Origin of the sequence: Bdellovibrio svalbardensis (assembly GCF_029531655.1) — a bacterium.
GTDB lineage: Bacteria > Bdellovibrionota > Bdellovibrionia > Bdellovibrionales > Bdellovibrionaceae > Bdellovibrio > Bdellovibrio svalbardensis.
This window is the reverse complement of record NZ_JANRMI010000001.1, coordinates 336,762-353,681: the sequence shown is the minus strand read 5'-3', so window position 1 is coordinate 353,681 and position 16,920 is coordinate 336,762. Positions and strand designations below refer to the sequence as shown.

Sequence of the window (16,920 nt, the reverse complement as noted above, 5' to 3'; positions counted from 1 at the left end):
GCCCTTTAGTTATTTAACAGTGTCGAGTTGTTATCGCGATAACGGTCACGAACTTTTTCCCAGTTCGACTTGCCACCTTGACCTGTAACTTCTTTGGTCCAATTCTGCTGACCCGCCATTTTATTTGGGTCTTTTTCTCCACCTGGAAGATAAGGGCGAAGTTTGGAGTCAGAAGAAGAACCGCCGGATCCCCAACTTCCACCTCCACCACCGCCGCCACTAGATCCGCCAAGAATATTGGCATTCAAACCTTTCTTGTCAGATCCACCAGCTCCTGCAGCTCCACCGCCACCGAAGCCACCACCACTGCCGCCGAAACCAGCGCCACCTCCTGTTGGTGCACCAACGCCACCGGCGGAATCTGCAGACTTATTAAAATCACTTGCCGGATCCCGACCTGAATCGCCGCCAGAAAGATCTAAACCTGCTCCGGATCTATCTGATCCCGCGCCAGCATTTGGTGAAGATAACGCAGAGAAGTTTGAAGTGGACGAGTCACCTGCTTTTTGCAAAGCATTCGCGCAGCCAGGAAGACGTGGATTCGCTAAGCACAGACACTCTGGCATCTGTGCATTCTCAGCTTTTTCACAAGTCGCTCGCAAATCCGCAGCCGCAGTCGTTCCCGCTGTACCATTGGATTCCTCATCGCAACTTTGACCTTGCTTAAGTCCGGCGATCATCGATGCGATACCAGTTCCCGCAGAGACGATCATATTTGCATAGTCATATGTGCAAGCAATATTCTTCATAGCAACAGATTTCACATCTTCTTTTTTTGCGTCCGATGTTAGAATTGGGTTAATTTTTGAAATCAAAGAATTTACTTGAGCAGAATATTTTTCGCACAAAACCTTGTTTGCTATTAAATCGGCGTTAAGCCCTTGAGGAATACATGTAGAAAATGTTTCTATCTTTGAATTAATTAACGAGTCTAAATTTGATTTAACTGTAGAACAAGAGGCCTCACATGCAGCTCGAGCAGCTGAACATGCAGCAGTGTAAGCAGTTAATCCCATCTGACCAAGTTTAGCAATTTTCGCAAAAGTACTGCATGAATCCTTAACCGCTACACCGGTAATCATACTCGCCACAGTATTAATGGAGTTCAACGTATTTTGAAGCTGGGGACTGGTTCTCTCACGGCAAATATCGCCCGCTGTGGATTGGGTAGAAGTACACGTACCGTGATACATACTGTAATATCCTGCATGACCTAGAGCCTTTTTAATTGCAGCTCTTGGAATCTGCGCCTGCGCTTCAGTAATGCTCACCGCCAATTGGTTGATTTCAGCAAGCATTGCTTTAACGTCACCTGCCTCTTTGTCATAGCCGCCATCAGCGGCTTCACGTGCGCTCTGAATATCAGACTTATCTGTTACGGGTGCCTTTGTGGCGGATTCGTCACCAAAAGCATACGGTGATGTCGCAAACACACCAAAAATAAAAGCAGTGAGTAAACACACACCTAACTTTTTCATAAGATTCCCCTATGTCCTGCTTTTCGGACAAAAGTCAGACAATCTTAAAATTATTTAGATTTGTATCAGAATGAGACGGTTAGATTAAAAGTCGCTCGGTGGTAAGTTTAAGATCTTTCCTTTACCCGTATTCTCGCCGCCAAGCTGCAACTCTGAACTTAAGTAGTCAGAAGACACCATCTTCACCGAATACCCTGTAGACCCGCCAACCACGCAATTACCTGGATTCGGGACTCCGCCAACAGGCTCCGATGTGCAATTGCCGAAGGTTCCCGGATTGAGAGAGTAGTCTTTGAGGTTTTTACTTCCCCAACCCGTCAATAAATTCTTCCAATTTAACACCGAGTAAGTAAATTTACTTTTAATCGGTAGCATTGATTCAACAATCCCCCCGACTTCCGCAATTTGATCTTTTACAGAAAACTCATCGAAGTTATAAGCACCAACTCTAAAACCTTTATGATAGCCAATATCGGGTCTGAAACTTTTTGCGACTGAAGAGCCGACCTTCCTAATGAATCCATCCCGCATTCTGGTGAAATAGTTGTGATAGAAGTCTGGCTCAATCGAATAATATGCGATGTCAAATGCATTGGGAGCCACGGCTGACATTTCAAGAAGTCGCATCTTTGATGGTTGATCCTTTGCCCAAGCAAGAATGTCGCCAGTGGTTTGCGCGTAGTTAAAAGGCAATGCGTCCCAATCAGCAAAGTTCGGAGGATTGGATCCATTGTAAATATCTACGTTTGATCCCATGTCTGCATTGGGACTGTTGCCCTGAGGAAGTGGAGCCCAGGCCGGATCCAATTCATAAATACTTTTTCCATAATTACCAATCATCATTGCTGACTTCAATCCGTAAGGATCGCCAACATACCGACTATAATTTGCTGCACGCCATTTTAAAACTTTTGGATCAGCCATTCCCGTCGTCAAACTGGCAAGATCCGAAACACGAGGTGGGATCAAGTCATCTGTTCTATTATTACCATCTGAATTCTGAGCGTCCATGTCGCGGCGACTCCACCGATCTGAATACCAAGGACCAATCCGCCCACCAAATGGCTTAACGAAGGAACGCGCTTTCAAAGTAACTTTACCAAATGGAGAAAATGGAATCACTGGCTGAGTCTCCGCAGAAACTCCTACATAGGCCATGCACCAAGGGTTCTTTTCAACACCCAAAGAAAAATTATAAGTATCAACTAAGTTTGAGCGATACCCAATGTAAGGAAGGAGTTCATTGATACCGCTCGCAAGACTTGGATCAACAGTTCCATCTTTGTAGTGAATAGGTACACCCTTATCGTCTTCATCTCTGGATGCATTGAACTCTTTGCCAACAGTATCGATTCGCTGACGATCACACTTTGTATCGATATAGGAAAATCCGGGATAAATTTTTATAGGACTCAACCACTTAACCGGGCGGTCACTGTTGCCAGTAACGCCACACTTGGGGTCGCCCAACGAATTATGCATTTTGAAAGAAGTAACCGCGCTTCGATTCGGTGCTGTCAGATTATTTTGAAAAGTATTCTTTACTCCGGTGCTAACACTTTCTCCATCCAGGTCATAAAAATCTTCGACACTAGAGCTCATTGTTCTGGAAAGTTCGTTAATCACAATCATGCGATCGCGTTGATCGGCGTTATATGCAACGACAAACTTCCCCAGCATAAGATAGTTATATGAACCGAATGCGCGACATCGCTCTTGAGCTCGATCCAGAAGTCGATTGGAAATCGATGTTACTGTCGCCGTAACTTGCAAAAAACCAAAATGCTTTGGTGGTCGGAAAAGTTTCACACCGCTTCTTGAGGCCATGTACTTGCAGGTGTTTTCATCCTTTGGCATAGGTTTAAAGGGAATATAAGTAATACAAAATGCTGGAGCCTCTTGAAATCCATTGCGAATTGGATCTGTGTTTTCATTCGCAATACCTTCATACGCTTGGGACTCATCCAAGTGAGGCGGATTTGGCTTTTTAAACGGGTGGTACTCGAACTCACCGCCACTCCCCAACATCCGATACCGCCAAGCCAACAACTTCCAGCTTTGACGAATCTGATAATTCATATGTCCGATCGCGTTCAGATTCTCTGCCTGTTTCGCGGCCCCATAGTATGCCGCAAGATCCACGGAATTCTGCAGGTTGATTTTATGATGAACCAAAAGACCGACATTGATGACCATTGCGAAGAACAAAAACAGAATTTGAAAAATCAACGCCACGAATAGAGCAACTTGGCCCTTGCGACTTTTCAAACTCAAAATGAAAGTACTGTGGTTGTTCTTAAGCATGAGCCTCAATCAAAGTGCATTTGTGTGTAAACATTGTCGCGCATAGAGTCCCCAGAGGCAAGACCCTTGCTCTTGGCGAAGCAAAAGTGAAAATCACCTCGACCTCGAAAACTTTGACTGTTCTATAGTGAGATGACAGACTTTCTTGCATAGTTCTACGAAGGGAACTCGACTATGGTCCGTACGTATTTTGCATTCATTTTATCTATCCTGCTTTTGCCACTCAGCTCCCATGCTGATGTGCTTTTCGAAGGATATTCCAAGATTCTAGCCGGGGACCAACACATCGGCTATATCGTCAGCCGTTATGAATTCGACGCTAAGAAAAAACAGTTCCTATCCACGTACATTCTGAAAACAGGAAAAGGCTCTTCGGAAGTTACCGAAAGTTTGAAGGCCGTTGCCGATTCTGAACTGGCTCCTATCTCTTACGAATACACAAGTCTTGCGGGCAAAGAAGTCAAAACCATCGACGCTCGTTTCAAGGCAGGAAACCTCAGTGCTGTAGTTAAAACCAACGGTAAGATTCAGCGTTTTGAAAAGAAGATTCCCAAAGGAACTTTCCTTTCCACTTTCTTGGTTTACCTGATGCTCAAAAGCAAAGATGGCCTGCGCTCGGAAACAAAGTATGAGTATCAAGCCATAGCCGAAGAAGATGGTGGCATTTACAAAGGCCAAGCCTTGGTGGGCAAAGAAGAAACCTACAACGGCTTTAAAGCTTTCAAGATCTTGAACACCTTCAAAGACAGCAAGTTCTTGAGTTACGTCAACGAACGCGGTGAAGTTCTTGGCACCAACGCCATGGGGCAAGGAGTGACAACGGAGCTTGTTGCGACTCCCAATGATGCCACCACCGGACAGCCTTACAGCAGCACGATCTTAAAAACACTTTTTGCATCAGTACCCACCGGCCAGCAAAACGTGATCGCGCAATCCCAAAAATCAAAACCTGCAGTTCAACCCGGAAAGCAAATGGGTGTTCCTCAAGGCGAAGGAATCAACCTGAAAGCTCAACCTGAAAAAGACAGCCAGTAAATTCAGTTAGTAAAGGAATACTCCATGAGCATTAATTCAATCATTGGTCAGCACATGTTTATCGGCATCTCCGGTCATGCCCTTACCAAAGATGAAAAACAATTCATCGTAGAGAATAATATTGGCGGCATCTGTCTTTTCGGCCGCAATGTCGCAGATCCAAAACAAGTTCGCGATCTCTGCGCAGAAATTCAATCCCTCCGTTTTCAACAAGCAGATAAAGCACCGCTTTTCATTGGCATTGATATGGAGGGCGGCCGTGTTCATCGTCTTAAAGCTCCATTCACCATCTGGCCACCACTAAGACGTCTGGGCGAGCTTGATGCACCCACAGCTTCTTTCCACTTTGCAAATCGCATGGGACAAGAGCTAAAAGCGGTTGGTATCAACTTGGACTTCGCACCGTGCGTAGATATTTTTACGAATTCAGCAAACACAGTCATCGGCGATCGCTCGATCAGCGATGATCCGGAAAAAGTGGCACGCCATGCTTCAGCCTTGGTGCGTGGCTATATCAAAGCTGACATCATCACTTGTGCAAAGCACTTCCCTGGTCATGGCAACACGATCGTAGACAGTCATTATGATTTACCAGTTGAGAATTTGGATCTGGAGCGTCTTGAAAGCCTTGAACTAATCCCTTTCAAAAAAACTTTCAAATCCCGCGTCGACATGGTCATGACTTCGCATATTAAATTCCCGAAGATTGACCCTGATTGGCCGGTAACTTTATCAGAGATCTTCATCAAAAAGATTATCAGAGAAGAATGCCGCTATCGCGGCCTTGTCATCACAGATGATTTAGGAATGAAGGCAATGTCAGCTCACTTTGGCGTCGAGGAAATCCCGGTGCGTGCGCTCAAAGCCGGTGCAGAGCTACTTTTGTACTGCAATGAACCGGAAGTTCCACCTCAAGCTGTTGAAGCGATTTTGGGAGCCGTTGCACAGGGCTCATTAGATAAAGCAGAACTCGAAGCGACTCACCGAAAGATTCTTGATTTCAAAAAAATCAAAATCTCACATCCTGATCCCCTTCCTCTTGAGGAAGCGATCAAAATTATTGGCAGCCCCGATAATTTGAAGGTGGCGACCGCCATTGCCAACGGTGTGATGCCAGAAGGACTTCTACCGGAGTAAAGACGCCCACCCGCAAAAGGTGCCTGGCACCTTTTGCTTCACTCGGCGAGTCAGGCGCTCTTGGAGATCTGTTTTAAAACCACTTTGTCGTACCCACTTTGCGAGAAGCCTCAGCATCGTCAAAAGGAATTACGAACTGAGATTTAGCTACCTGAGAAGAGCTCTTTCTAAAACTAACGACCTTCGCACCCTGGGAAGATGCGTGATTCATTGCCTGCGGTGATGAATCAATCTCAATATGACTTTCCCCTGTAACCAATTCATCCAGCGAACGCACGTTTTTCAACAACACCGCTGATTGCGCTGAAAGTTCTTCTGCTGTTGCGGCCGCTTCTTCAGATGCAGCTGCATTTTGTTGTGTGACGCCGTCTAATTGATTCATGGCCTTGCTGATTTGAACAATGCCATTTGATTGCTCTTCACTTGCCGTTGCAATCTCTCCATTGAGGTCGGAAACTTTCTTCACTGAATTAACAATCTCTGTAAGCACTTCACCGCTTTGATTTGCCTGCTGGGCGCTCTTTCCAATGCGCTCTACGCTGGCATCAATCAAAGAAGCAATATTCTTTGCTGACTCTGCACTTCTCTGGGCTAAATTTCTTACCGCTTCAGCAACTACCGCAAAGCCTTTCCCTTGCTCTCCGGCCCGAGCAGCTTCAACAGCCGCATTCAATGCCAACAAATTTGTCTGAAAGGCGATATCGTCAATCACCGTGGTGATCTCAGCAATTTTCTTGGAATCCATAGAAACACTATTGATGGATTCAATAAGTGCCTTGATATCTCGCTCGCCTTTCAAAGCCATATCGCGTGTCGAGCTCGCCAAAACAGAAGCTTGCTTTGCGTTCTCTGAATTCAACTTTACTGTCGCCGTCAGCTCTTCAATGGTTGATACAGACTCTTGCAATGAGCCAGCTTGATTCACTGAAGATTGAGATAGAGTCGTCGATGTGGTGGCAATCTGACCTGCAGCTTCCGCGACCTGTTTTGATCCTCCGGCTAAATCTTCTGTCACACGATGAAGTTCTTTAGATAACTTAGCAGCGTACAACACCGCACATGACAATCCTAAGATAACTCCAATAATCGATATAATTGCAAGCAGCCGATTGTTGAAGTCAGCTGTAGCGCGGGCCTCTGCGACCCATACTTTCTGCTCTTCAGCTAAAAAATTTCTGAGCTTTTCAATACGTCCTAAAAACTCCGTAGCAGCTTCCGGACATTCTTTAAAAAAGATTCCTATAAGACGGGTTCTGTCTTGAGGTGTCCCACTGTCATAAAGCGCAAAGATCTCAACCCCTGTCTTCTTGAAAGAAGCCCAAGATGTACTAACCTCATCAACAAGTTTTTTTTGATTTGGTGATAGATCCGAACGATTTAGTTTTGCCAACTGAGCATCCACGCTGGCGACAGCATCCACCGCTTGTTTTTTGGCGGCAGCTCCCTGCTGAGCCGTAACGCCTTCAATTCCCAGTGATCTAAGGCCTATGCGCGTTTCTCTAAAATCCAAAAATGTCTGATCGACCGCAATAACATCATCCAGAACACCTCGGGCCACAGATTCGTACTTCTCTTGAGTTTGGTGACCACCCCAGTAGGCCATGGCGGCCACCAGGACAGCGACCATCGCAATACTTATGTTCAAAATAAGCAATTTCAGACGCAAGTTTAACTTAAGCATGTACAGGCCTCGCTCTCTAAAAGTTGATACTTGTTAAAAAACTCACACCACCTTATCGAACACTCTTCATATGCCCTTTACGTCTTTGACTTTGTTGTTTTATTAAGTTTTTACAATCCTCGACCAAATCAAATACATTTGATCTCAAATCTTTACTGATATGCCGGAATATCACGGAACAAATTTGATCGATTTTTGAAACCATTTTGAAACAGACGTCTGACTGACAAACGCCCGAACATCCCTGAATTAATTACCTGTCCCATCCCTATCAGCTGAAACCTAGGCCCTCTGCACATGGCCTAGGAATTGATAATGCTTCCTCTTATGCCAGAGGAGTATTTATGGGTTTTGATCTAAAGAGTGGTGAAGAAAACCACGAAAATCAGCTAAGTCTGTTTGAAATGCCTTCGATGAATTTCAGCGAAGAAAAGCAAGCCAACCAGCAGGCTATCAACACCCCAAAGGCTTCCGCGGACCATCCCATCAACCAAGGTTCCTCGGCAATGGATTATCATACTTGGAGAATGGCCCACACCGAACCCGAACAAAGCAAGACTTCTCGCTATATGACGATGTCGATGGCCATCCATGCGGCTGCGATTTTAGCGATTGCTATGATGAGCGTGCCATTGGTGGAAGAAGTTAAAACCGAAACAATCACTATTGAACTTGAAGATACACCTGCTCCTCGCCTCCAAGCTCGCGGCGCCAAAGTGACTCCCACGCAAGGAGGCACTCCTGTTATTGCTGAGTCAAAACCCACTCCTTCCACTCCCGCTCCAGCACCGGCGGCTGCAGCGAAAGATGTTGGTGGCCCGGGTGATGTAATCGTCGCCTCGAAGCATGCTAAGGCGACAAAAATGGCGAAGGCGACTAAAGCGAACAAAGCTGCTTCACCGAAAGCTCAAATCGCGGGAGCAAAAGCCGCTCGCAGTATCGCACCTAAGACCAACTTCAAAGCAGTTCCCATGACGATTGATGATATCGAAGCTCCAGAACTTGATCAGGGTGACTTTGCAAAAGCAAACGTTCGCTCTGACTTAAATGAAGATTTCAATGAGGACTTCGCAAATATTGATAGATCTCACAAACAAGCTCTTGCCAGTGAGAAATCGAAGATGGATGCGATGGCCTCTGCTTTAGCGGCCGAGCAAGATGATGAATTGAAATCTATTGATGATCAAAATAAGGAAGATGCGGCACGCTTCGCCGCTCTTCAACAATCGATGCGTAAGAACAACGCCAAAGCAATTGCTTCAGCGATTGCTTCTGAGCGCGCAAACGCTGCAGCCCTGGCCGCTCACGAGGCGGCAGCTCGTGAAAATGCAGCTCGTGCAGCCGCAGCAGCTAATGCTAGAAAAGCGGGACTTGGCGGCGGCGGCAATGGTCGCGGGCAAGAACAAGGTGCTGGAGCTGGCAATAACGGTTCAAATGCAGCGGGAACTCAAGTGGCAGGATCACCAACTGGAGTCCGCAGTCTTGATCAACTTCGCCAAATGCCTGGCAATCCACGTCCACAATATGATCGCGAAGAACGTCGTCGCGGTGATGCTGGTCAACTGACTTATGTGGCGTATGTGACTAAAGAAGGCTACGTGACAAGATTCCAGTTGAGAAAATCAACAGGCTTCCAGAATTTAGACATGAAAACTTTGAACGCCCTGAAGAAATGGCGTTTTTACCCAGGCCAAGAAGGTTGGGTTGAACTTCCATTCCGTTGGGACCTTAAAGGTGGAATGCAGGAAGATGGCGGTCGTTTAAGAACGGCCGTGAGCCAGCGATAGAAATCCGACAGAAAATCACTCGAAAATCTCATTGAAGTTTCGAGTGAAAATACAAAAGGAAAAAGCCTTTGGCCAAATGACCAAAGGCTTTTTTATTTCTAAATACTTAAAATCTCTACGAAATTAGTCTTTTAGACTAGTCTTTGAAAAGAGTCTTTGCAGACTTCGTAGTTCCGTTTGTGCGAACAGCAGCTTTACGCTTTTTGCCGCTAGTAGATTTTTTCTTCTCGCGAATGTACTCAGTTTTTTTAGTTTTAGAAGCCATGTTAACCCCCGAAGATTTTGACAGAGAGAGTTAGTTATCAAAACGGAATCACCAAGTCAACCGAATGCCTGTAATCCCCCGACTTTTGCGTATTTCCCTGGTAGGCGTAGTTGATTTGGAACCTAGGTCCATTAAAACCGAATCCGGCGCTCAAAAGCTGTCTTTTATCGTCCGTATCATCCGAGTAACCAAAGCGGGTAATAAGGAATTTATTCAAATAAGTCTCCAAACCGACCCCAAAAAACGACTCGGAGCTCGCATCGAAGCGGAATCGCATCGAATCTCGGTAAATATAGTTCACCCCACCGACGACTGAGGTTTTTTCACGAAACTCTTTGGGAACGGTGTCTTTCTCTCCGAACGCATTATAAACGACCAAACCCAAGCCAATATTCGCCTTTGGCGTGTACATAAATCCCAAGTCAGCGTTCGTTTGCGTGTAAGAAGCGTTAGGAATTTTTTGTTCCAAATAGTGAATCGTCAATCCGACCGACCATTTGTTGACGATGAATTCTGCCAAAGTCACAGCCAGATCTTGCTGCTTTAATTCACCAAAGGATGTGTCCGATTTTTTTTGCACGAATGAAAAGCCCGCGGGCAAAGCGCTTTCTTCAGTATTGTCACTCAAGCTGGCAACAAGGTCGTCCTTCGCAAATGAACCCACAAGAAAACGTCCCTTGAGATGTGGCAACGTCGCGGGATTTAACAAAAGAACATCGCCCGGCTCTATGGCCGCACGTCCAGTTCCACCGGTCGCAGTCGACGCTGAGGACTTATAAACTTGGGCAGAGGCTGTGTTCACGCTAAGATAAACAAGAAATAAAACAGGAAGTTTTAATAAGCTCAAAGGACGGAGCATGATGATTCACCTCGCACGAATTGTGTGTGCCATTGTTGTTGCATGCACATACTACCCATCGGTCCAGGCCGCCGCCAACAACTTTACTGCAAAACCCATCCGTTCCGGTGACACGCTGATTTCAATCCTGATGAAAAACGGCTTTTCCGCTCGCGAGCGCGAGATTGTTTTGGGTAGCAGCGCCAAACTTCGCAGCCTGTTCCTCACTTTGGATACTAAATATCTGGTGCGCAAAGAAAAAGGCGAAACGGAGCTTCGCATGTATGACTCCCAAACCCGGGCGGCCTTCAAGATTTTGAAAGCCAATGGCAAAGTCACTGCGACGCCCTACTCCCCTAATTACAAGGTCACCTTGGAGCGCATTGAAGGGCGTATTCATGGATCTATTCTGGGAAGTGTTCTTGCCAAAGTGGACAGCAATTTTGTAGCGAGCCGTTTCACCGATGCTTATGTTTTTGATATCCGCACGGCCAAGCATCTAAAGCGCGGCGCTCGTTATTGGTTCACGGTACAAAAGAAATATGAGGGCGGACACTTCATTACTTACGGTGAAATCATGCAGACCTCCCTGGAGATTGATGGCCGGGATGTGCATAAGCGCTTCGTGCGCAATAGTGATGGCGGGGTCTTCTTCAACAGCGATGATCTTCTGGAAAAACGCCCACTCTATGCTCCTGTCAATTACCTAAAAATTGCGAGCACCTTCCAACCGAATCGTCTGCACCCGATCACGGGCAGACGCCAGCCTCATTTGGGTGTGGATTTCGAGCTGCCCGTGGGTGAAGCCGTCTTGGCTGCCAGAAAAGGTGTGGTCGTCAGATACGGTAACAACCATGCCGCTGGAAACTATATTGTCCTGCTTCATTCCAACGGAATGGAAACGGCTTACGATCATCTCTACAAAATTGATAGAAAAATTCGCCAAGGCTTGAAGGTTGCGGCGGGAGATAAAATTGCCGAAGTGGGATGCACGGGTTATTGCACCAGAGCCCATTTACATTTTGCGGTAAAAAATAAGGGCCGAATGGTCGACCCTTTAAATTACATCAAATCTTATCCGTATCATATGCAGGAACAACTTGCAGCGCGCGTTGCCAGAAACTAGAAACGCGTGCAAACCGTGATATAGTTGGCGCATCTTTTAACTGGAATCGTTCCGCCATAATTACCCGCTTGCACCAATGGATTAAAGCAAGCGGCTCCGTCAGTATACTCTACGCCTGCAGGCGCACCGTTGACGAGCTCTTCATTGTAGCAAGAGACGTTATCCTTAGGGATTGCACAGCGAAGAATCGGATTGATATCCCATTGATCTCCGCGCAATTGACGGCGAGCAATATCCAACTCACGACGTACAGCTGCATCGGCCATATTTGCGTCAGTCAACGGAGGACATGACGCCACATCGGCTCTTCTAAATACTTTATATCTGCGGCTGCAATTCCACGCAGCCACACCTTGACCGTTCTGAAGATTCGTTTCAGTGATCGCAGTCAGTACGTTAGCTGGCGAGTTCCCATATGTGTTTGTTCTGCTAAACGAAAGATTGTATCCCTTGCCGTATGCTGTTTTCGCTGGCGAGGCACTGCTTGGCCCGCGGATTAAATTCGGATCCGCTGCACTACTCAAGTAAGTGAATGAAAGAACACCGTCACCAATGAGGACCTTACGGAAACCTTCAGCAACGCCCTGGTCTTTATTAAAATACAAGGTTGCTTCAACATTTCTGTTATCAGGAGAAAACGGGAAATAACGAGTGTATGAGTTCGATTTTGTCGTGACCGAGTCCATCACCAAAGAGTCCGTCAGATTACTGACCATTCCGATAACGTCTGATCCCAGAGTCACCGTCGTATTTGCTGAGTAGACGTTAAACAGATTCGATCTGGAGCGGATCGCTGCATTTGGAATTGCATCCTTATTGATCGGGGAATCTGCCAGATACTCAGCATATTGGGCGGTGCTGATCGTTGTTGCAGGATAATTTGGCTTAAAACCGTTGGCCTCACTCACATAATTGAAGAAATCATCAGTGAGCTTTATGCCCATCGTTTCGTAAGCACCTGCTTTTAGTGAAAAGAAGGCCGTATTGCCGGCAAGAGTCGATTCTGCACAAGAATTATATGTGATTTGGTCAAATCCACCGTCAAAAGCAAAGGGAATGGTAGCTACTTTGCTGCCAACATTAGATCCATATTTCGCTGAGAGCGCCGCATCGACGGCTCCCGAGCTCAATTCGCCGTCCAGTGACGAGTCAAAACCCGCTTTTCCGCAGTTTTGAAACGACACGACAAGAATGCCAGAAGCGACGAATGCTCCAAACGCACGCAAGGTCGTTTTATTAAAACGTACTTTCATGGACTGTTCCCCCGAACTCTAGACTAACATGCTCATCGGATTCTTGTTGATAAAACACAACCCTGTTCTCATGTTAAGACAAGACTCAATATGACTTGTCTTAGAATGAAACGTTTGAGATTTATATAGGGATGTCAAAAGTAAAAAAAGCCATTATTCCAGCAGCAGGTCTAGGGACTCGATTCCTTCCGGCCACAAAAACAGTTCCTAAGGAGATGCTCACAATCGTGGACGCTCCCATCATTCTCTATGTGGTCGAAGAAGCCGTGAAGGCCGGGATCGAAGACATCGTCCTGATCGCAGGGCGTGGAAAGCATGCCATTGAAGACTTCTTTGATACTTCGTACGAGCTTGAAGACAAGTTGGCCAAAGACGGCAAAGAAAAACTTCTTGAGCGAGTCACCAAGATTCGCGACAAAGCAAACATCATCAGTATTCGCCAAAAACAAGCGATGGGCTTAGGCCATGCCGTCCTTTGTGGACTTCCTATTATCGGCAAAGAACCTTTCGCCGTGCTTTTGGGCGACGAAATCACTATGGAAGCAAACGGCGAAGACAGCGTAACGTCACAACTTGTAAAATCATTTGAGCAAACAAATGTTTCTACGATCTCAGTTATGAAGGTTGGTGAAAAAGATGTTTCAAAGTACGGTATCGCCGAAGTTGAAGAGCAAAGATCCGGATTTTTCAAAGTCACTTCTTTGATTGAAAAACCAAAGCCTGAGCAAACTTCCAGTCGTTGGGCTCTGCCTGGTCGTTATGTATTTGATAATGCGATTATGGATATCCTGCAAAATGCCAAGCCAACATTGAACGGAGAAATTCAGCTGACCGACAGCATGAAGCTTCTTTGCCAGGTTAAGGGTTTGAATGCGATGACTTTCACGGCAGACCGCTATGATGCCGGCGATAAGTTGGGATACCTTCAAGCGAATATTGAACTTGCATTGAAAAATCCCGAGCTTAATAAAGATTTAAAAGCTTATATTCAGGAACTCGTTAAACGTTTCTAATTAATGGCTCCAACGAAATTGGAGCGTAGATAAAAGAGGTTCTTATGAAAAAAATCTGGATGACAACAGCTGCTTTGGTCTTAGCACCTCTTCTTGCTTCTGCTTACATCATTCCAACACGTACGATCTTGCAAAAGACCGCAGAAAACGCAGGATCTGGAATCTACGCCGTCGAGCAAGAAGTGCAGTTTGCAAATGGTGAAGACACCCTTCATTTGAAAGAAACCTGGCTTATCGACAGCGATCGCACCATGCGTCTGACAGTCACGGGCACTAAAGAATTGCAGAACACTTTCAAATTGCAGTTCATCTACACCGGTGGCCAGCGCTGGAGCCAAGTTAACAACAATCGCAAGGCAGATAAACTTCCTGAAGAATTCCTGGAGAAATTCTTAAACTTTAGAAGCTCAGAAAATCTTGCGAACACCTTAGCCCACTACAAAATTATTCCAAACGGGGCCTACAACAAAAAAGCCATTGCGAAATCAGGAACAGATTTCAAATATGAACCGGAATCATGGGTTCGCTACTCACGCACCGGTGGCGTGCCAAATTATGCGTTGGGCACAGCAACGCCTGTCGATCAAGAAAGTGGCAATCCGGGAATTTGGATCGAACAGGATCAATTCGTCATTCGCAAACTTCGCCTACCAAGCCAAGTTGAGATGACGGCAGATAATTACAATCAATTTGCCAAAGGTCTCTATTATCCTCGCGCGCGCACAATCCGCTGGGGCAATAACACCGTCAATATTCGCTTAATCAGCGTGGCTTCTCGCCCTAATACGGCTGTGAGCTTTTTCCAGCCGACTTCATTGGATACAAACCTGAAACTCGATGGTCTTGAGAAAATGCCCGCTAAAGACGCTATCATTGAGTTCTATACGAGGTATCGATGACCGACCCTACTCCGACGAAGTCGGAGGGTAGCCAGTCTCTTTGGAAAGTCGCCGTAGATGCCCCCCTTCCGGAGGCTCTAACGTATAGTTATGCAGAACCTTTGCAGCGCGGTCAGCTTGTCAACGTTCCACTTGGAAAAAGAAAAGTGAAGGGTCTTGTATTAGGCCCCGCTGCACCCACGGCAACTGCCTCTGAATTTAAAATCAAAAGCATTGATTCCATCGATGAAGAGTATCGCCCGCTTCCCGCTCCATTTGTAAATTGGCTGGAATGGTTGGGGAATTACTATCTTCATCCCGTAGGTCAGGTTGTTCAATCGGCCTTTCCGCCACTGCGAAAAACTGAAAAGCAACGCGCCAGCAAACGCGCTCCGGTGATTCCACAACTGGACGCCGACACCGAGTTAAACCTCACCGACGAGCAACGTACCTGCTTCGAAAGCATCTCGAAATATTCGGGCTTTTCAACTCATCTTCTGTTCGGTGTTACCGGATCGGGTAAAACCGAAGTTTATCTGCGTCTGCTGGATAAGGTTCTAAAAGAGGGTAAGCGCGGTTTAGTTCTGGTCCCAGAGATATCCCTCACCCCACAGCTCGTGCAGCGTTTCGCCCGCAGGTTCGGCGATAAAATTGCAGCCATGCATTCTCAGCTTACTGAGCGCGAGAAAACCAATCAGTGGTGGGACATGGTCGATGGGAAAAAATCTATTCTTATCGGCGCCCGCTCTGCACTGTTTTGTCCCATCGAAGATTTAGGGCTGATCATTGTCGATGAGGAACACGAGCCGAGCTTCAAGCAAGATGAAAAATTAAAATACAATGGCCGGGATGCCGCTGTTATGATGGGTAAGATGATGAATTGCCCCGTCGTTCTTGGCTCGGCAACGCCCAGTTTGGAAACCTGGAAAAACGCCCAAGAGGGAAAATATCATCTTCATACTCTGAAAAATCGCGTCGCGGGTCGCGCCCTTCCCACTATCGAAGTGATTGATCTGCGCCAGCAGAAAGCGGACGATGACCAGCAAAAATTGATCATCGAAAAATACTCTCACCTGCCTTTTTGGCTAAGCCCTGCCCTGTTTGAAAAAATGAACGAAGTGCTCGATCAAGGTGATCAAGCGGCTTTGTTCCTCAATCGCCGGGGCGTGGCGCAGATGGTGGTGTGCCCTGCTTGCGGACACACTCGGGAATGTCCGAACTGTGATATCTCGCTGACCTTGCATGCCGGCTCTCACTTGATCTGCCACTATTGCGACTATCACGAAAACATGAAGGCGCGTTGTCCTGACTGCAAAGAGGGCGAGATGGAAGCCATCGGCCTTGGTACCGAACTTTTGGAAAAAGATCTTTCACGCCTTTTCCCTGGAAAAAGAATTGCTCGCGCCGATCGTGATGAAATTCAAAGCAGAGCGGATTTGGAAGATCTCATTTCTGACATGGAGACCGGCGCGATTGATATTTTGGTCGGCACACAGATGATTGCCAAGGGCTTGGATTTTCCCAAGCTGAAGCTTGTCGGCCTTGTACTGGCAGACGTTGGCTTCAATCTTCCTGATTTCCGCGCCACTGAACGAAGCTTTCAGTTGATCACACAAATGAGTGGTCGGAGTGGACGTCACGTTAAAGAGGGCGAAAGTCCGGGCTATGTGATCATTCAGACCTTCAATACGGAACACGAAAGTATCACTTTCGCACGCAATCACGATTATGAAGGCTTCGCAAATAACGAACTCAGTATCCGAGGAGCCCTCAATTATCCGCCAGTCGGCCGCCTTGTTGGGTTCAGAATTCAAGGTCCCCATCTTGGAAAAGTTGAAGAGGCAGCAAGACTTTTAGCCAGAAGAGCCCAGAGTTTGAAGACTCAATTCCCTCAGTATTCGTCTATGGAAGTTTTGGGGCCTGCCGAGGCTCCACTTTCAAAATTGCGCGGACAATTTCGCTATCATCTTCTTTTGAAGACAAGTCAGAATAACGTCGCCAATCCATTTTCGAGACAGCTTCTGGGTGACCAAGAGTGGGTACCTTCCGGGGTGAAGATCTTGGTCGACATTGATCCAATGAATTTGCTTTAAGTCAGAAGCTTTTTTAGAATCTAGGCTGGTCT

General features: G+C 46.5%; 13 protein-coding genes. 7 read left to right on the top strand and 6 right to left on the bottom strand.

All coding sequences use genetic code 11. The annotated features are described in order from the left end of the window. Window positions 1-5: 5 nt before the first annotated feature. Both NWE73_RS01720 and NWE73_RS01715 read right to left on the bottom strand, forming a co-directional pair. The gene (locus NWE73_RS01720; protein ID WP_277576541.1) at window positions 6-1,478 is read right to left on the bottom strand and encodes a hypothetical protein; all 1,473 of its coding nucleotides are present in this window, start codon (window positions 1,476-1,478) and stop codon (window positions 6-8) included. Between the two features lie 84 nt (window positions 1,479-1,562). Next, window positions 1,563-3,782, bottom strand: a complete 2,220-nt coding sequence (locus NWE73_RS01715) for a Tad domain-containing protein (protein ID WP_277576540.1) — start codon at window positions 3,780-3,782, stop codon at window positions 1,563-1,565. A 174-nt stretch (window positions 3,783-3,956) separates the two neighbouring features. Here NWE73_RS01715 and NWE73_RS01710 point away from each other — a divergent pair, with 174 nt between their 5' ends. Next, on the top strand, window positions 3,957-4,817 hold the full coding sequence (locus NWE73_RS01710; protein WP_277576539.1) for a hypothetical protein: 861 nt from the start codon (window positions 3,957-3,959) through the stop codon (window positions 4,815-4,817). Window positions 4,818-4,841: 24 nt separating this feature from the next. Next, window positions 4,842-5,954 carry a beta-N-acetylhexosaminidase gene (gene nagZ / locus NWE73_RS01705; RefSeq protein ID WP_277576538.1) on the top strand — a complete coding sequence of 371 codons (1,113 nt, stop codon included), beginning with the start codon at window positions 4,842-4,844 and terminating at the stop codon, window positions 5,952-5,954. Window positions 5,955-6,027: 73 nt separating this feature from the next. Here nagZ and NWE73_RS01700 read toward each other — a convergent pair whose 3' ends face one another. Then, entirely contained in the window at window positions 6,028-7,635 is a 1,608-nt protein-coding gene (locus NWE73_RS01700; RefSeq protein ID WP_277576537.1) for a methyl-accepting chemotaxis protein, read from the bottom strand. 344 nt (window positions 7,636-7,979) lie between these two features. Between NWE73_RS01700 and NWE73_RS01695 the strand changes: the two genes are divergently transcribed. Next, window positions 7,980-9,422, top strand: coding sequence for an energy transducer TonB (locus tag NWE73_RS01695; RefSeq protein ID WP_277576536.1), 1,443 nt, complete (start codon window positions 7,980-7,982; stop codon window positions 9,420-9,422). Window positions 9,423-9,558: 136 nt separating this feature from the next. On the opposite strand, the gene NWE73_RS01690 is transcribed toward NWE73_RS01695, so the two are convergent. Both NWE73_RS01690 and NWE73_RS01685 read right to left on the bottom strand, forming a co-directional pair. Beyond that, window positions 9,559-9,687: a hypothetical protein gene (locus NWE73_RS01690; protein ID WP_277576535.1), complete on the bottom strand. Its 129-nt coding sequence runs from the start codon at window positions 9,685-9,687 to the stop codon at window positions 9,559-9,561. 37 nt (window positions 9,688-9,724) lie between these two features. After that, on the bottom strand, window positions 9,725-10,546 hold the full coding sequence (locus tag NWE73_RS01685; protein WP_277576534.1) for a PorV/PorQ family protein: 822 nt from the start codon (window positions 10,544-10,546) through the stop codon (window positions 9,725-9,727). On the opposite strand from NWE73_RS01685, the gene NWE73_RS01680 reads away from it, so the two are divergent. Further along, window positions 10,545-11,651 (top strand): M23 family metallopeptidase, encoded by a 1,107-nt coding sequence (locus tag NWE73_RS01680; RefSeq protein WP_277576533.1) that lies wholly within the window; start codon window positions 10,545-10,547, stop codon window positions 11,649-11,651. The two genes, NWE73_RS01685 and NWE73_RS01680, sit on opposite strands and share 2 nt — an antisense overlap. Here NWE73_RS01680 and NWE73_RS01675 read toward each other — a convergent pair. Continuing rightward, entirely contained in the window at window positions 11,648-12,904 is a 1,257-nt protein-coding gene (locus NWE73_RS01675; protein ID WP_277576532.1) for a hypothetical protein, read from the bottom strand. The two genes, NWE73_RS01680 and NWE73_RS01675, sit on opposite strands and share 4 nt — an antisense overlap. 131 nt (window positions 12,905-13,035) lie before the next feature. On the opposite strand from NWE73_RS01675, the gene galU reads away from it, so the two are divergent. The 3 genes from galU to priA are packed head-to-tail and all read left to right on the top strand — an operon-like array spanning window position 13,036 to window position 16,888. Next, window positions 13,036-13,917 (top strand): UTP--glucose-1-phosphate uridylyltransferase GalU, encoded by an 882-nt coding sequence (gene galU / locus NWE73_RS01670; protein WP_277576531.1) that lies wholly within the window; start codon window positions 13,036-13,038, stop codon window positions 13,915-13,917. 44 nt (window positions 13,918-13,961) lie between these two features. Next, a complete protein-coding gene (locus tag NWE73_RS01665; RefSeq protein WP_277576530.1) occupies window positions 13,962-14,816 on the top strand; it encodes a hypothetical protein in 855 nt (284 codons plus the stop codon). Next, window positions 14,813-16,888, top strand: coding sequence for a replication restart helicase PriA (priA, locus tag NWE73_RS01660; protein WP_277576529.1), 2,076 nt, complete (start codon window positions 14,813-14,815; stop codon window positions 16,886-16,888). The genes NWE73_RS01665 and priA overlap by 4 nt, the downstream gene beginning before the upstream one ends. The last annotated feature ends 32 nt before the right edge of the window (window positions 16,889-16,920 follow it).

Excerpts from the sequence above, each read along its gene's own strand:
- NWE73_RS01700 (WP_277576537.1), bottom strand. The coding sequence starts at position 7,635 with ATGCTTAAGTTAAACTTGCGTCTGAAATTGCTTATTTTGAACATAAGT.
- nagZ (WP_277576538.1), top strand. The coding sequence starts at position 4,842 with ATGAGCATTAATTCAATCATTGGTCAGCACATGTTTATCGGCATCTCC.
- NWE73_RS01685 (WP_277576534.1), bottom strand. The coding sequence starts at position 10,546 with ATGCTCCGTCCTTTGAGCTTATTAAAACTTCCTGTTTTATTTCTTGTT.
- NWE73_RS01680 (WP_277576533.1), top strand. The coding sequence starts at position 10,545 with ATGATGATTCACCTCGCACGAATTGTGTGTGCCATTGTTGTTGCATGC.
- NWE73_RS01695 (WP_277576536.1), top strand. The coding sequence starts at position 7,980 with ATGGGTTTTGATCTAAAGAGTGGTGAAGAAAACCACGAAAATCAGCTA.
- NWE73_RS01690 (WP_277576535.1), bottom strand. The coding sequence starts at position 9,687 with ATGGCTTCTAAAACTAAAAAAACTGAGTACATTCGCGAGAAGAAAAAA.
- NWE73_RS01665 (WP_277576530.1), top strand. The coding sequence starts at position 13,962 with ATGAAAAAAATCTGGATGACAACAGCTGCTTTGGTCTTAGCACCTCTT.
- NWE73_RS01675 (WP_277576532.1), bottom strand. The coding sequence starts at position 12,904 with ATGAAAGTACGTTTTAATAAAACGACCTTGCGTGCGTTTGGAGCATTC.
- galU (WP_277576531.1), top strand. The coding sequence starts at position 13,036 with ATGTCAAAAGTAAAAAAAGCCATTATTCCAGCAGCAGGTCTAGGGACT.
- NWE73_RS01710 (WP_277576539.1), top strand. The coding sequence starts at position 3,957 with ATGGTCCGTACGTATTTTGCATTCATTTTATCTATCCTGCTTTTGCCA.
- NWE73_RS01715 (WP_277576540.1), bottom strand. The coding sequence starts at position 3,782 with ATGCTTAAGAACAACCACAGTACTTTCATTTTGAGTTTGAAAAGTCGC.
- NWE73_RS01720 (WP_277576541.1), bottom strand. The coding sequence starts at position 1,478 with ATGAAAAAGTTAGGTGTGTGTTTACTCACTGCTTTTATTTTTGGTGTG.
- priA (WP_277576529.1), top strand. The coding sequence starts at position 14,813 with ATGACCGACCCTACTCCGACGAAGTCGGAGGGTAGCCAGTCTCTTTGG.